This is a genomic window from Leisingera sp. S2M4 (assembly GCF_055398055.1).
Genome location: NZ_AP040861.1, coordinates 3,141,617 through 3,156,611, shown reverse-complemented (window position 1 = coordinate 3,156,611; position 14,995 = coordinate 3,141,617). Strand labels below are relative to the sequence as shown.

15 protein-coding genes are annotated in these 14,995 nt (G+C 65.1%); 3 read left to right on the top strand and 12 right to left on the bottom strand.

Features of this window, described 5'->3' with window-relative positions:
• Nucleotides 1-22: 22 nt before the first annotated feature.
• The 6 genes from ACZ52D_RS15305 to fabF form a co-directional block, all read right to left on the bottom strand.
• Nucleotides 23-247, bottom strand: coding sequence for a GTA head formation protein, RCAP_rcc01685 family (locus ACZ52D_RS15305; protein ID WP_222453187.1), 225 nt, complete (start codon nucleotides 245-247; stop codon nucleotides 23-25).
• Complete coding sequence (locus ACZ52D_RS15300; protein ID WP_464441824.1) at nucleotides 240-1,442, bottom strand: phage portal protein; 1,203 nt, start codon at nucleotides 1,440-1,442, stop codon at nucleotides 240-242. The genes ACZ52D_RS15305 and ACZ52D_RS15300 overlap by 8 nt, the downstream gene beginning before the upstream one ends.
• Before the next feature lie 221 nt (nucleotides 1,443-1,663).
• Nucleotides 1,664-2,950 carry a DNA-packaging protein gene (locus tag ACZ52D_RS15295; RefSeq protein ID WP_464441823.1) on the bottom strand — a complete coding sequence of 429 codons (1,287 nt, stop codon included), beginning with the start codon at nucleotides 2,948-2,950 and terminating at the stop codon, nucleotides 1,664-1,666.
• Complete coding sequence (locus ACZ52D_RS15290; RefSeq protein ID WP_464441822.1) at nucleotides 2,943-3,311, bottom strand: hypothetical protein; 369 nt, start codon at nucleotides 3,309-3,311, stop codon at nucleotides 2,943-2,945. Before ACZ52D_RS15290 ends, ACZ52D_RS15295 begins: the two co-directional genes overlap by 8 nt.
• 240 nt (nucleotides 3,312-3,551) lie before the next feature.
• Nucleotides 3,552-4,709, bottom strand: a complete 1,158-nt coding sequence (gene mltG, locus ACZ52D_RS15285; protein WP_222453191.1) for an endolytic transglycosylase MltG — start codon at nucleotides 4,707-4,709, stop codon at nucleotides 3,552-3,554.
• Nucleotides 4,709-5,974, bottom strand: a complete 1,266-nt coding sequence (fabF, locus tag ACZ52D_RS15280) for a beta-ketoacyl-ACP synthase II (RefSeq protein ID WP_369929219.1) — start codon at nucleotides 5,972-5,974, stop codon at nucleotides 4,709-4,711. Before fabF ends, mltG begins: the two co-directional genes overlap by 1 nt.
• A gap of 387 nt (nucleotides 5,975-6,361) precedes the next feature.
• Between fabF and ACZ52D_RS15275 the strand changes: the two genes are divergently transcribed.
• Both ACZ52D_RS15275 and ACZ52D_RS15270 read left to right on the top strand, forming a co-directional pair.
• Complete coding sequence (locus ACZ52D_RS15275; RefSeq protein WP_464441821.1) at nucleotides 6,362-7,240, top strand: PilZ domain-containing protein; 879 nt, start codon at nucleotides 6,362-6,364, stop codon at nucleotides 7,238-7,240.
• Nucleotides 7,241-7,537: 297 nt separating this feature from the next.
• A complete protein-coding gene (locus tag ACZ52D_RS15270) occupies nucleotides 7,538-8,455 on the top strand; it encodes a PilZ domain-containing protein (protein ID WP_464441820.1) in 918 nt (305 codons plus the stop codon).
• A 75-nt stretch (nucleotides 8,456-8,530) separates the two neighbouring features.
• On the opposite strand, the gene ACZ52D_RS15265 is transcribed toward ACZ52D_RS15270, so the two are convergent.
• From ACZ52D_RS15265 to fabD, 4 genes are all read right to left on the bottom strand, one after another.
• Nucleotides 8,531-9,274, bottom strand: coding sequence for a 1-(5-phosphoribosyl)-5-[(5-phosphoribosylamino)methylideneamino]imidazole-4-carboxamide isomerase (locus ACZ52D_RS15265; RefSeq protein WP_222453195.1), 744 nt, complete (start codon nucleotides 9,272-9,274; stop codon nucleotides 8,531-8,533).
• A gap of 264 nt (nucleotides 9,275-9,538) precedes the next feature.
• Nucleotides 9,539-9,772, bottom strand: coding sequence for an acyl carrier protein (locus ACZ52D_RS15260; protein ID WP_005982462.1), 234 nt, complete (start codon nucleotides 9,770-9,772; stop codon nucleotides 9,539-9,541).
• A gap of 407 nt (nucleotides 9,773-10,179) precedes the next feature.
• Nucleotides 10,180-10,917 (bottom strand): 3-oxoacyl-ACP reductase FabG, encoded by a 738-nt coding sequence (gene fabG / locus ACZ52D_RS15255; protein ID WP_222453196.1) that lies wholly within the window; start codon nucleotides 10,915-10,917, stop codon nucleotides 10,180-10,182.
• A gap of 84 nt (nucleotides 10,918-11,001) precedes the next feature.
• Nucleotides 11,002-11,934, bottom strand: coding sequence for an ACP S-malonyltransferase (gene fabD / locus ACZ52D_RS15250; protein ID WP_464441819.1), 933 nt, complete (start codon nucleotides 11,932-11,934; stop codon nucleotides 11,002-11,004).
• A gap of 177 nt (nucleotides 11,935-12,111) precedes the next feature.
• Between fabD and ACZ52D_RS15245 the strand changes: the two genes are divergently transcribed.
• Nucleotides 12,112-13,371, top strand: coding sequence for a cytochrome b/b6 domain-containing protein (locus tag ACZ52D_RS15245; protein WP_464441818.1), 1,260 nt, complete (start codon nucleotides 12,112-12,114; stop codon nucleotides 13,369-13,371).
• 225 nt (nucleotides 13,372-13,596) lie between these two features.
• Here ACZ52D_RS15245 and ACZ52D_RS15240 read toward each other — a convergent pair whose 3' ends face one another.
• Nucleotides 13,597-14,175 carry a YceI family protein gene (locus ACZ52D_RS15240; RefSeq protein WP_417472043.1) on the bottom strand — a complete coding sequence of 193 codons (579 nt, stop codon included), beginning with the start codon at nucleotides 14,173-14,175 and terminating at the stop codon, nucleotides 13,597-13,599.
• 156 nt (nucleotides 14,176-14,331) lie between these two features.
• The gene (locus ACZ52D_RS15235; RefSeq protein ID WP_464441817.1) at nucleotides 14,332-14,874 is read right to left on the bottom strand and encodes a hypothetical protein; all 543 of its coding nucleotides are present in this window, start codon (nucleotides 14,872-14,874) and stop codon (nucleotides 14,332-14,334) included.
• Nucleotides 14,875-14,995: the final 121 nt, after the last annotated feature.

The window sequence follows — 14,995 nt, the reverse complement described above, 5'->3', positions numbered from 1 at the left end:
TGTGCCTCATAAATGTTTGATTTCACGGCAACTGTACCGCCAGGAAGGATTGGAAGGCCTGCGCCAGGATCACCGCGGCGACACCGTAGACGGTGAGCCACAAGCGCTTTTCCAGCCGCTCCATCATCTGCTCGATCCGGTCGAGTCGGCGGTTCACGGCCTCGTGCTGGATCTGCGCGACCCGCTCATGCGCCGACAGGCGCAGCCCCGGCGAGCAGTCAAAAGCGTGCATCGGGTGTTCAGTCATCCGGCTGGCCCTCCGTCTGGACTGGCGCGGCGGCCTCGGTCGGCAGGCCGAGCAGCTGTCGTTTTTCCGCGGTGGTCAGGAAGTCCGCCGCGGCCACCCGCCGCCACTGCGCCTCACGCTCGGCCGCAAGGGCGGGCAGCTGGTCGAGATCGGGCTTCAAGGTCAGCGCATCGCCGCTCCAGCCGGTCAGCCAGTCCGCCAGCGCGCCCACGACCTTGGAGACCAGAGGCAGCACCGTCAGCCGGTAGAAGGCGCGGTTGGCCTCCTGGTAGTTGGCGTAGGTCGCATCGCCCGGAATGCCCAGCAGCATCGGCGGCACCCCGAAGGCCAGCGCGATCTCGCGCGCGGCGGCGTCCTTGGTTTTCTGGAACTCCATGTCGGAGGGGGAAAAGCCCATCGGCTTCCAGTCCAGCCCGCCCTCCAGCACCATCGGGCGGCCTGCGTTTCTGGCGCCCTGAAAATTGGACTGGATCTCATCGCTCAAGATACGGAACTGTTCCTCGGACATGCGTCCATGGCCGTCCGAGCCGCTCCAGACCAGCGCACCGGAGGGGCGCGCGGCGTTGTCCAGCAGCGCCTTGGACCAGCGTGAGGCGGCGTTGTGCACGTCGATCGCCATCGCCGCCGATTGCAGGGCCGACAGGCCGTAGTGATCGTCCTGCGGGTGGAAGCTCTTGATATGGCAGACCGGCGACTGCGCCGGATCCGCCGCAAAGCGGTGCTTGCGGCCGCCCACCACGTAGTCAAAGCCCTCGGGCCAGCCATCGGGGCCGGGCACCACATGCATCCGGTCCGAGCGCAGCACATGCAGCTCTGCCGGGGTGCCGTCCTCTGCCGCGGCCATTTCGACATAGGCATTGCCGGACAGCAGCAGGTGGCCGTAGAGCGCCTCGAGGAACTCGGCGCCGGTCTGGGCCGGGTTGGGCCGCGCCAGCAGCGACAGCCAGGGGTGGCTTTCATAGCGCTGGTGATTGTCCTGCAGCACCAGCGGCACCGCCGCGGCGGCTTCGGCGATCAGGCGGATCACCCGGTGGCCGACCGGATTGCCCGCAAAGCCGGAGCGGGTCAGGGAAACACTGTCGCGCGGGCTCCAGGCGGTGCGGCCGGTGCCCTGCCAGGAGACGACGCGGGCGGTCTGGCTGGCCTTCCGCTCGGGAGGTTCCGGTGATTTGCGCCGCAAGAGGTCAAAGACCATGATCCGCTCCTTGTTGTTCAGGATGACGCGGCGGCCCGGTGGCGGGCGGTGCGTCTTTGCTGGGGATGATTGATGCCAGAAAGCCCTGAAGATTTGCGAAGCGGTGCGTACGCAGGGGGTGCAACACCCGACAGCAAGCGACTGATAAAAAAAGGAAACCGCCCGTTGCGCGAACGGGCGGCTCCGTGGTTTCAGCGCCCCGAAAGGGCCAGAGCGGGCGCTTACAGCACGCGCACCTGCGGCAGGCGCAGATAGGCGGCGGGGGCGAGGATCAGCTCGTGCAGCGCCCAGACCAGCGCGTCCAGCCGGTCGGGCGAGCCCTGCCCCAGATAGCCCTGCGGCGTCATCTGGCACATCTGCTCCTCCAGCTCTCCCAGGCCCGGCAGATGCCGCACCCGGCCCTGTTCATAAAGCGCGGCCACGGGTTCTGCCCGGGCGGATTTGGACTTGCCCGCGTGCAGGGCGCGGAATGGCACCAGCGGGTCGGCCTGGCGCAGCAGGGTTTCCACCAGCGCGCCGCCCTGGTTGACCTCTGCCACCACCCGCTCGGCGCCGAATTCGTCGCGGGCGGCGATCACCGCCCTGGCCCAGGCCAGCGGCCCCACCCCCTGCACGGTGCGGTCGGCCAGCACATAGGCGCGCCAGTCCTGCGGGCGGCCGCGGGTGACGGCGCCCGCCACCACGATGCCGCAGGCGTCGGAGGCCTTGCCTGCGCTCACCGCCGGGTCCACCGCCACCACCACCCGGTCCAAGGGCGGTGGGTTGGCCTGCTGCTGGCCCGCCAGCGTGGCGCTGGTCCACAGCGCGCCTTCCACATCGGCCAGCATCACGCCGTCCAGTTCCTGCCGACCAAGGCGGGTGCCCGCGTAGCGGGCGCGCACCTCCTCAAGGAAGGAGGGTGCGAGATTGGCGCGGTTGGCCTCGGTGGCGGCATGGGTCTGCACCGTGCTGGGGGCGGCCAGCAGCCGTTTCAGCGCGGGCGCATTGCGCGGCGTGGTGGTGACGCAGACGCGCGGATCCCGCCCCAGCCGCAGCGCGAATTGCAGCATGTCCCATGTCTCCTGCCCCTTTTTCCACTTGGCCAGCTCATCCGCCCAGGCGGCGTCGAACTGGGGGCCGCGCAGCGCCTCCGGGTCGTGGGCGGAGAAGGCCTGTGCCTCGGCGCCATTGGGCCAGATCAGCCTGCGCTCCGACGCCTTCCACTGCGGTCGCCGGTCGGGCGGCGAACAGGCGAGGATGCCGCTGTCGCCGTGGATCATCACGTCGCGCACCTGGTCATAGGTTTCCGCCACCAGCGCGATGCGCCGCGCCCGGCCCGGATCGCGCGGCCGCGGCCCTTCGGCCAAGGAACGCACCCATTCCGCCCCTGCCCGCGTCTTGCCCGCGCCGCGCCCGCCCAGGATCACCCAGGCGCGCCAATCGCCCGGCGGCGGGCGCTGGTGATCCAGCGCCCAGATGTCGAACAGATGCGGCAGCGCACAAAGCGTGCGGCGGTCCAGCTCATCCAAGAACCAGCTCAGGATCGAGGGCGGCACGCAGGCCAGAAAGTCCGCGTTCGACAGCCGCGCGCGCCGCGACGAGATCGAGCTCGTTTTCGGATTTGAACAGGTCGGCGAATTCACTGCTTTGTTCTGCAAGGACTCTCTCCACTTTCTGGCATTCCCGGATCAGCTGCTCCAGCTTGCTGACCTGCCCCTTGGTGCCGGTCACCTCGTCAATTCCGTTGGTCTCCAACTGTTCGCGCAGCGCCTCTGCCTCGTTGCGCAGGCGGTGAATGCTTTCTTGCAGCGAGCGCAAGAGATCGGAGGTATACAATACCTGCCGCTTCAGGTGGCTGCCGCCATCCTTGTCCGGTGTCTGGTCTGTCATGAAAACCTGGCTGCCTTATGCGTTTCTTGATCCGCACAAGAGAGAAAGACAGGCCGCCGCAGAACGCGACGCGGCCTAGTGTTTCTTCCAGCTGCAATGCAACCTTTACGTGAAAATAGCGCAAAAGTCAAGCTCGGCGGGAACGACGCGCAACGGGCACAGAACGCCCTACGACCCTGATGCGCAACAAAAAAGGGCGCCAGTCGGCGCCCTTTTCCATATTCTCTGAGGTTGCGGCGATCAGTTGTTCTGCTGCCGCTCGGCCTCGATCTGGCGCCATTTGGCGACGTTGCGGTTGTGCTCTTCCAGCGTTTCGGCAAAGGCGTGGCCGCCGGTGCCGTCCGCCACGAAGAACACGTAGTCGGTTTCTTCCGGGTTCACCGCCGCCTCGAGGCTGGCCATGCCGGGGTTGGCAATCGGCGTCGGCGGCAGGCCTTCGATCACATAGGTGTTCCACGGGGTTGCCCCGCGCAGCTCGCTCTGCCGCAGACCACGGCCCAGAACGCCCTCACCCTTGGTGACGCCGTAGATCACGGTCGGGTCCGTCTGCAGCCGCATGCCGCGGTTCAGGCGGTTGGTGAAGACCGAAGCGACCAAACCGCGTTCCTCGGCAACGCCGGTTTCCTTCTCGATGATCGAGGCAAGGATCAGCATTTCCTCGGGTGTTTTCACCGCGGCCTTGTCCGAGCGGCCTTCCCAGGCGGCATTGATGCGCAGCAACTGGCGTTCCTGCATTTCCGCCAGCACCGCGGCCCGTTCGGTGCCCGGTGTGACCTCGTAGCTGTCCGGGGCGAGCAGACCTTCGGCCGGACGTTCGCCGGGATCGCCTGTCAGCACATCCATCGCCTTCAGCGCCTCGACCACCTGCCAGCTCGTCACACCTTCGGCCACCGCGATGCGGTAACGGGTGTCACTGTCCTGACGGGTCTCGGTATAGGCTTCGGGGACTTCGCCCTCACCGAGGATGAACTCCGCCTTCTCGACAAACTTGTTGGTGGCCGGATCGAGTTCGCGCACCTCGGCCTGGGTGCGGGTCACGCCGATGCGATAGACGACCTCGGTGCCGCAAGTCGATGCCGCGGAGGTGGTGATCTGGTTGGTGATCTCCTCCATCGAGGCGCCCGGCTCCACCAGGAAGCTACCGGCCTTCAGCTGGCCGGTCTTTTCGCTGTACTTGGCGCCGAGACGGAACAGGGTCGCTGAGGAGACCGCGTTCTGTTCTTCCAGATCGCGGCTCACCCGTGTCATGTTCGATCCCCGCTCCACCCGCAGGCAGATCGCCGTGTCCAGCGGGCCTTCGGCGGTGTACTGCGATTTGCCCCACAGGATGACGCCGCCCAGAAGGAACAGCGCCACGATGAGGATCGACAGCATGTTGGAAGCGAGGCTGCGCCACATCAGCTGGATTTCCCGAAGATCACCGACGCGTTGGTGCCGCCAAAGCCGAAGGAGTTGGACAGCGCCACGTTGATTTCCCGCTCACGCTTGGCGTTGGGGGCGAGGTCAACCGGGGTTTCCACCGCCGGGTTGTCCAGGTTGATGGTCGGCGGTGCCACCTGGTCGCGGATCGCCAGGATCGAGAAGATCGCCTCGATCGCGCCCGCCGCACCCAACAGGTGGCCGGTGGCGGATTTGGTCGAGGACATGGTGACATTGGCCGCGTGATCGCCCAACAGACGTTCCACCGCGCCGAGTTCGATCGTGTCGGCCATGGTCGAGGTGCCGTGGGCGTTGATATAGTCGATCGCGGACGGCTCCAGACCGGCGTTTTTCAGCGCCGCACGCATGGAGCGCTCGCCGCCTTCGCCGTCCTCGGAGGGCGCGGTGATGTGGTAGGCATCGCCCGAGAGGCCATAGCCCAGCACCTCGGCATAGATCTTGGCGCCGCGGGCCTTGGCGTGCTCGTAATCCTCCAGCACCACGATGCCGGCGCCTTCGCCCATGACGAAACCGTCACGGTCGGCGTCATAGGGGCGCGAGGCGGCCTTGGGGTCATCGGCGCGCTTGGTGGACAGCGCCTTGCAGGCGTTGAAGCCGGCAATGCCGATCTCGCAGATCGCCGCCTCGGCGCCACCTGCGATCATCACGTCGGCGTCGCCGGATTTAATCAGCCGGGCCGCGTCGCCGATGGCATGGGCGCCGGTCGAACAGGCGGTCACGACGGAATGGTTCGGGCCCTTGAAGCCGAAGCGGATCGAGACCTGACCGGAGATCAGGTTGATCAGCGCGCCGGGGATGAAGAAGGGCGACACCCGGCGGGGGCCTTTCTCCTTGATCATCACGGCAGTGTCGGCGATCGAGGACAGGCCGCCGATGCCGGAGCCGATCATCACGCCGGTACGCAGGCGGCTTTCCTCGTCCTCGGGCGTCCAGCCAGCGTCCCGGACAGCCATGTCCGCAGCGGCGATGCCATAGAGGATGAAGTCGTCGATCTTCTTCTGTTCTTTCTTGATGACCCAGTCATCCGGGTTGAACGTGCCCTCAGACCCGTCGCCGCGCGGAACCTCGCAGGCATAAGTGGTGGCGACGCCGCTGGCTTCGGCGTCAAACAGGGTGATGGGGCCGGCGCCCGACTGTCCATCCAGCAACCGGGACCAGGTTTCTTCGACTCCGCTGGCCAGCGGGGTGACCAGGCCCAGTCCGGTGACTACTACTCGGCGCATTCCTTGCTCTCCTATGCCTCGGCAATCCGTCCGTTCAGATAGCTTGGAATGGCACATGGGCGCAAGAGCGGGCTGGGACACGTATTTCGAGCGCAACTGGCCGTTTTTTGCGCAAAAGTTGCGAAAGAGGAAGTTTTCGTTAACACTTCACCTGTAGGTTGAACTCACCTTCAAGGAAATACTCGGCATCCGGTCAGACGGCTTGCCACAGCGGGTTGGAGCATCGGGCCAATAGTGTCTCCAACCCGCTTTTTTCCTGTGCAGGGAAAGGCCGTTCTCCCGTGCCTTAGCCAAGCAAATCGCTGCAGCCGCACTGGCGGCGTTAACCGCAAATTCGGAAATTTACCCCATTGTTGCAGCTGCACGTAACAAGGGACCACCCTCGCCATGCAACGATGGCTTTTGATACTCGCACTGTTGCTGACCGGCCTGCTGCCACTGCGCGCCGAGGCCAGCTGTGCCGTACATCAGGACCTGTCCAACTTGCACCGCGCCTCCCGGGGCGTGCTCTCCTATCTTGAGACCGGCGAAGGGGCCTATCACCTGCAGGGATTGCGCAGCTGGATGAGCGTGCACCCGCCGGAACCGCTGCTGCAGCGGATGCGCGCGGTCGGAATCACCGCAGCCGCGCCCCCGGCGATGGAACTGCTGAAACGGCATCAGGCCTTGCTGCACATCCACGCCAGCCAGGGCCGTATCGCCGCGCGCGACAGTGCGCGCCATCTCAAAGTCGCCGAGCTGGTGGCCGAGTTCGGCCTGCTGGTCGAAGCCCTGCCCTGCGACCAGGTCAAGGAAGAGGGCTTTGGCAGCAAGCTGGTCGCGGTCGCGGCCGAAGATGCCCGCATGCGCCAGCAGATCATCAATGCGGGCATTGCCTGGGTTTCTTTTCTGGTTCTGGGCGGCAGCATTCTCTATTTCCTCGATCGCATCGGCATCCGTCGCATCCGTCGCACCAAACGGTTTCCCTGCGCGGTGCCCTGCACGCTTCAGGCCGGCAGCCGCACCCTGCGGGGACATCTGGTGGACCTCAGCCGCGCTGGCGCCAAACTGCGCCCCGACGTGCCGCTGGTGGTCTCGGGCCGGGTCGGACTGCAATTCGGTGGCTACACGGTGACCGCGCAGGTCCGCTGGCAGACGGCTGACTATATCGGCGTGCAATTCACCAAGGATTTCAATTTCATGCAGCTGCACCGGTTGCTGGAAGCCTATCCGATGGAAGCCCTAGACACAGGCGATGTGAAAGGTGGCGCCCGACTGGCCCACTGAGCGCGAGTGCCATCTGGCCTGCCTGCCTCCATTTAGCACTTACAACATCCCGGACGCGCCTGCGCCGTCATCCATCCGGCGTCTGCGGCACACGCGCGCGGGAAAATGGCTGCCCGGCCCCAACGGGGCGGGCATTTCCCGCGCCTGCCGTCAATGCTTTTACGACAATTTGACGGTTCTTTCTCGCAGCCTTTAACACCTTTTGCGCCGTCCTGTGCGACACTTCCGGAGACTAGAATACGACTGAGAGACTGCCCCAACCTGCAAAAGAGCCCCGCCATGACATTCCGGTCCCTGATGCTGTCAGCACTCCTTGCAACCAGCGTGGCCTTGGCCAGCGCTGACAGGGTCGCGGCATCAAGGGCAACCTGCATGCTGCAATCGGATCTCGTCACCTTTCAGCACGGCGCCCGCGGGTTCCTGGAACATCTGAAACACGGCAATGCGCCCGGGAACGTCACGCTGCTGCGCCATTGGCTGGAACAACATTCCGTGGTAAATTTGCGCATGAACATGCGGCGGGCCGGGCTCGAGACCTTCGAACCCCTGGCGGTGCGGTTGATCACCCAGCAAAAAGGCCTGCTGCAGATCTACGACCGCAATGGCACCGCCGCCGCACTGAGCAGTGCCGAACGGCTGAACACCGCAGCTCTCCTGAACCAGTTTGCACGGCGCATCATTCCGCTGGCCTGCGACTTGCCCGCAGGGGAGGTCCGGGCGGGATCTGGTGGAAACGGTGCCGGGGGCGAACAATGGATGTCGCGGGAGACGGCCATTGCGACCTCGTTCACCGCGCTGATCCTGGGCGGGGCCGGGCTGGTCATCGGAGAGCGCCTGGCCCGCCGACACCGGCGCAGAAGCAAACGCTATCCCTGCTCCCTGCCCTGCAGTCTGCAGTCCAACCAGCAGCTGCTGCGCGCCAAGCTGGTCGACATCAGCCGGATGGGGGCCAAGGTCCGTATCTGGAACCTGTCCGGCAGCCCGCTTCCCGCGGTGCGAAGCGCGGTCACCGTCGCCTTTCCCGCCGTGGATGAAATCCAGGCGCAGGTGATCTGGCAAAGCGCCGACTACGTGGGGGTCAACTTCACCAAGCCAATGTCCCGCGAGACGCTGCAGACGCTGCTCAAATGGTCAAAACGCGGCCCTTCGGACCGCGATGCACAGGCCATTCCGAACCAGATCCCACCTGCCGCGCCGGACGCGCCCACGTTCTGAGAGGCTGGCCGCCGCAGGCAGACCTGCGGCAGGCGACAGCTTTGGCGCGGGCCGGACCCGCGCCAATGGGTGATTTTACTGGAACTCCGCCACCGGCTCGGGTTCCGGGCGCGCCACCGCCAGCGCTTCCTCGACCGTCAAGGTCTTGCGGAACAGCGCCCGCCCCACCAGCGCACCGGAGATGTTGGAGATATACTTCAGCCGCGAGATATCATCCGATCCCCGCACGACACCGCTGGCGATAACCGGTGCCCGCGCCTGTTCGGCGAGGCCGGAAATCAGGCCCAGCTGCGCTTCGACGTCGGACATGTCGCTGTCGATGTCGGTCACCAGGATGCCGGCCAAGGGCGCGGAATCAAAGGCGGCGATGAAATCCTCGGGCGAGATCGCCCCAGCCTGGCGCCAGCCATCGGTCATCACCTGCCCCTGGTAGACGTCGACCGCCAGCACGATCTGATCGGGGTGGTGTTTGGCCAGTTCCTGCACCAGCTGCGGATCGCGGGCAGCGAGGGTGCCGATCACGATGCGCCCGGCGCCGCGGTCAATCCAATGCTCCACATGTTCGCGGGTGCGCATGCCACCGCCCAACTGCACCGGAATGCCGACCGCACGGATGATCTCCGCAATCAGGTCCTCGTTGCTGAAATCACCTTCGATCGCATTGAAGTCGGTGATGTGCATCCATTCGGCGCCAGCGGCCGCAAAGCTGCGGGCGGTTTCCACGGGATCCACGTGCCAGATCTGAGGTTCGTCCAGGCGGCCCTTTTCCAGCGTCACGCACCGGCCATTCTGAAGTTCCATCGTGGGGTAGATCATCATTGCACCAGTCTCCTCTGATGTTGCCCGTATCAGAGGTAGCTTAGCACGGGATGTGGCGCTGGCTGACGCCGTTTCCTGACCGTTTGCAGTCTGATTGCGGCGCAGGTTCCACGATTTGGCCACCGCGGCACGCCCGTCGCGGGTCAAACCTCTGGCAGAGATTCGCGGTGCCGACCTGCCGCGCCGGAACTGCATCCCCCAAAAAGAAAAACGGCGCCTTCCCAAGGGGAAGACGCCGTCTGACCGGTATCCCGGAAACGTCGATCAGGACGCTTCGGAGATGAATTTGACTGCGTCGCCAAAGGTCTGGATGGTCTCGGCTGCGTCGTCCGGGATTTCGATGCCGAACTCTTCTTCGAAGGCCATGACCAGCTCAACGGTGTCCAGGCTGTCTGCGCCCAGATCGTCGATGAAGGAGGCGTTTTCGGTGACTTTGTCTTCTTCAACACCCAGGTGCTCAACAACGATCTTTTTAACGCGATCTGCGACGTCGCTCATGTCTCTTCCTCGTTTTTCAGGGCACTCTGCCCGGTTCTGCCCTTGCCCCTGCGGGCGGCGTGGTTGTTGCCCGGAGCGGGCGGTGTCATCCCCGCGATGCGGGAACGGTGCGGCGTGCCCCAACGGGAAGTCCACCGCGAATATGCGCCGCCTATAGCATAGACCGCAGCCAAGGCAAACGGTTTCGCAAAGAGACGCCTGCCCGGCCAGCCTGCACCTGGCGGCTATGAAGCGTGCAGATGGCGCTGCAATCAAGCCCTTGCAAGTGTGCAGGGTAACTTTTTTTCCAAATGGTCAGCTTTTCAAGTGGTTGACCACGGGTTCTGGCCCGATCCGGACGCCATCACACTATGGACAGGCTGCGCGGCGGTACCGCGAAGCCTTGCTAGATGCTGGTCTCAGACCAATCAGATCATCGCCATGCCGCCGTTCACGTGCAGCGTGGTGCCGGTGACATACCCGGCCTCGGGGCTGGCCAGATACAACACGGCGGAGGCGATTTCCTGCGAATCTCCCATCCGGCCGGCCGGGATCTGGTTCAGGATCGCTTCTTTCTGATTGTCGTTGAGCTTGTCGGTCATCGCGGTTGCGATGAAGCCCGGCGCAACAGCGTTCACGGTGATGCCGCGGTTGGCGACCTCATAGGCCAGCGACTTAGACATGCCGACCATGCCGGCCTTGGAGGCGGCATAGTTGCCCTGGCCCGGGTTGCCGGTGGCACCGACGACGGATGAGATGTTGATGATGCGGCCCCAGCGCGCCTTCATCATGCCGCGCAGCACGCCGCGGCACAGCCGCATGGTGGAGGTGAGGTTCACGTCCAGCACGCTCTGCCATTCCTCGTCCTTCATCCGCATGAACAGGTTGTCGCGGGTGATGCCCGCGTTGTTCACCAGAATGTCGACCGAGCCCATCGCCTCGGCCGCCTGTTTCGGCAGCGCCTCGACCGCCTCGGCGTCGGACAGGTTGCAGGGCAGCACGTGGGCGCGCTCACCCAGTTCCTCGGCCAGCGCCTTCAGCGGCTCTTCGCGGGTGCCGGACAGCGCCACGGTGGCGCCGGCCTTGTGCAGGGCGCGGGCGATATCGCCGCCGATGCCGCCGGAGGCGCCGGTAATCAGGGCATTCTTGCCAGTCAGATCAAACATGTCATTTCCTCAGTTAATGGCCGACCCGTGGAACGCCGCGTTGCACGGCGCGCGACACAGGCCGAAAGTCTTGCAAAAGGTCGATTACTCGGCGGCCAGCGCCTGCACGTCCTCGGGGGTGCCGGCCTGGCGGCTGGTCAGGGAGCGGTCGATCTTGCGGATCATGCCGGACAGCGCCTTGCCTGCGCCGATTTCCCAGAATTCGGTGACGCCCTTGGCCGCCATAGCCTGCACGCTCTCGCGCCAGCGCACCGAGCCGGTGACCTGCTCGACCAGCAGCTGGCGGATCTCGTCCGGATCGGTCACCGCATCGGCGCGCACATTGGCAATCAGCGGCACCGCGGGGGATTTGATCTCAACACCGGCCAGCGCCTCCGCCATGGCATCGGCGGCAGGCTGCATCAGGGCGCAGTGGAACGGGGCGGAGACCGGCAGCATCACCGCGCGCTTTGCGCCCTTTTCCTTGGCGATCTCGGCGGCACGCTCCACCGCGGCCTTGGCGCCGGAGACCACGACCTGCGTCGGGTCGTTGTCATTGGCGGCCTGGCAGACCTCTCCTTGCGCGGCCTCGTCCGCGACGGCGCGCACGGCCTCCAGATCGAGGCCCAGGATCGCTGCCATGGCGCCTTCGCCCACCGGCACGGCGCTTTGCATTGCACGCCCACGGGTCCGCAACAAGCGCGCGGTATCCGCAACCGAGATGGCCCCGGCAGCCGCCAGTGCGGAGTATTCACCCAGGCTGTGCCCGGCCACGAAGGCGGCCTTTTCGATCCCCAGACCTTCGGCCTCCAGCGCGCGCATCGCCGCCAGCGAGGTGGCCATCAGCGCGGGCTGCGCATTCTGGGTCAGGGTCAGCGTTTCGATGTCGCCCTCCCAGATCAGCTGGCTCAGGCTTTCCCCCAGGGCCTCGTCGACCTCATCGAAGATGGCCTTGGCGGCCGGATACGCCTCGGCCAGCGCCTTGCCCATGCCGATGGTCTGGGCACCCTGTCCGGGGAACACAAATGCGATCGTCATTGATGACCTCGTCTAATTGAACGTTTTGCCTGATGTAGCGGCCCTTGACGCGGCGTACAAGCAAAGCCGCAGCCTGCGCACCAAGACTGTGCAGGGATATGGCCCTGCCGCGTGTTGCGCGCCGGGGCGGGGTTGCTAGGTTTGAGACAGCAACGACATCAGAAGGACTGCCAGAAAATGCCGCGCCAGAACACCACACACAGCTATGGCAGCGTCGCCAAGACCTTTCACTGGCTGACCGCCCTGCTCATTCTGTCGGCCTTTCCCCTGGGCTACATCGCCAACGACTTGGCGCAGCAGATCCAAGGCCCCGATTTTACCGGCGATGCCGCGGTTATCGAACGCGCCACATTGCTGTTCTCCGTGCACAAGACCCTTGGCCTAGCCGTTTTCTTCACCGCCGTGTTGCGCATCCTTTGGGCGCTGAGCCAGCCCAAGCCGGGCCTGCTGCACCCCGATCGCAAGGCCGAGGCGCTGGCGGCAGAAACCGTGCACTGGTTGCTGTATGGCTCGCTGGTGGCGGTGCCGCTGTCCGGCTGGATCCACCACGCCGCGACCACCGGCTTTGCGCCGATCTGGTGGCCCTTTGGTCAGGATTTGCCCTTTGTGCCGAAATCGGACGTGGTGGCAGGTGTCTTTGGCGGCCTGCACTGGCTGCTGGTCTGGACCCTGGCGGCGGCGCTGGCGCTGCATATTGCCGGTGCGCTGAAGCATCACGTGATCGACCGCGATGCCACGCTGCGCCGGATGCTGCCGGGCCAGTATCGCCTGCCGTCAGTGCCGCCGCAACGCCACAGCATGCTGCCTCTGCTGGTGGCTGCGCTGGTCTGGCTCGGCGTGCTTGGTGGTGGCGCAACCCTTGGCGTGCTGGATCGCCACGCGCCGGAACAGGCGCAGGGGATCGCAACCCCGGTCACCGCGCTCGAGACCGCAACCGCCGAGGACACCGCGGCGAGCAACTGGCAGGTTCAGTCGGGCACGCTGGCGATCTCGGTCACCCAGATGGGCAGCGCCGTCACCGGCAGCTTTGCCGAATGGTCAGCGCAGATCCAGTTCGAGGAGCCCGCAACGCCCGGTGCGGCGGGCGAGGTAGAGGTCACGATTGCCATTCCGTCGCTTGAGCTGGGCTCTGTCACCCAGCAGGCAATGGGCGCGGACTATTTTGACAGCGCCAGCTATCCCACCGCCCGCTTCGCGGCGCAGATCTTCAAGCTGGAGACCGGGTACGAGGCACGCGGTACGCTGACATTGAAAGGCCAGGAGATGCCGGTCACCCTGCCCTTTACGCTGGACCTGGACGGGGACACCGCCCGGATGCAGGGCGGGCTGACCCTGAACCGGATGGACTTCGGCATCGGACAAAGCCTGCCGGATGAAAGCTCGCTCGGTTTTGCCGTCGACGTCTCCGTCGACCTGGAGGCGACGCGCAAACCGTAAGCTGAGGCCCCAATCATCAGAGTTTGCCCCCGGCTCGTGGCCGGGGGATTTTTTTTGCTCCCCGCTGCTGCACCCTGCACGCCCCCGGACGGATGGGCCGCGCGGAGGCCGACAGCGGCGCGGAACAGAATTCGGCAAGAGGGTCCGGACAAACGGAAACCGCCGGTTCCAGACGGAACCGGCGGTGCAGTGTTTACCAATCTGATGCGATCAGACGCGCCGCGATTACTCTTCGGCTTTCATCGCCTCGATCGAGATCTTCACATTGACCTCGTCGCTGACGAAGGGCGCGAACTGGCCGAGGTTGTACTCGGAGCGCACCAGCGTGGTGGTGGCGTCAAAGCCGGCCCAAGGCTTCTTCGCCATCGGGTGTTCGCCCGCCTTGTTCAGCTTGGCGTCAAGCACGACCGACTTGGTCACGCCGTTCAGGGTCAGGTCGCCGGTGATCTTGGCGGTGTTCTCGCCCGTCACTTCGATCGCGGTGGAGGTGAACGTGATGGTCTCATCCTCGGTGGCGTCGAAGAAATCCTTGCTCATGAAATGGTCAAAGCGCTTTTGCCAGCCCGTGAGCATGCTGCTCAGCGGCATGGACACAGACACGCTGGAAGCCGCCGGATCTTCCTGGTCGAACATGATCTCGCCCTCGAAACCCGAGAACATGCCGTAGGTGGTCGAATAGCCGAGGTGGTTGTAGTCGAAGATAACCTGGCTGTGGCCGGAATCGAGGACGTATTTCTCCGGTGCAGCGGCGGCGCCGGTTGCGGCGATTGCGGCCAGTGCGGCGGCAAACAGGGTCTTTTTCATCGTAAGGCTCCGTTTCATGAATTCTTGTGCCACCAGATGTGGCGCATGCCCCCCTGCAAAGGGAAGCCCACAAAAACCAACAGTATCTGTGAGCGCACGAACACGAAACCCGGCGCATTGTGCGCCGGGCCTAAACTCGCGAAAACGTGATGAAAATCAGGACAGGATATGAACCAACCCGCTGAGCTGATCACGCAGCTGGCTGCGCAGGGCGGTCGAACAGATCGGCAGTTCCATCAGCAGGCTGCCGTCGGCTTCGTAGATTTGCACCGTGGCCGCGGTGAAGCGCGCGCCGCCCAGCCGGTCATAACTGCGTCGCAGGATCGTGCGCGGGCGGCGGTAGGCGTCGCAACGCAGAAGCCGCAGCTCCTTTCGGATCGGGTCAAAACAGGCCTCCGGGCGGCTGGCAGCCTCCCGCACGCTCAGCAGAGCGAGCCCGACCAGCACCAGCGAGACCGAGATCCCCAGGCGCACCAGCGTCAGGTCATAGCGCTCTCCGGCCTCGGGCATGAGCCACAGCCCAACCGCGCTGAGCATCATCGCAGCCCCAATGAACCGCTTGAGCACCAGCCCGAGGGTCCAGTTGGCGTCGAGGCGCAAGCTCAACGAGACCGTCTCCGGCAGGCCGCCCCGACCGCCCAAACCGACGCGGCGAGGCATGGCGGCTCCGTAGCCCTGAAATTGATCCGTCATTGCCATTGCGCTGCCCTCTCCCGTTCTGCCACCCAACCGCTTGGCCGAGGCGGCCTGATGGGCGGTTAATGTTTCGTTAACCAAGATGAGCGGCACATTCGGGCAGGATTGTGTCCGCGACGGGGTT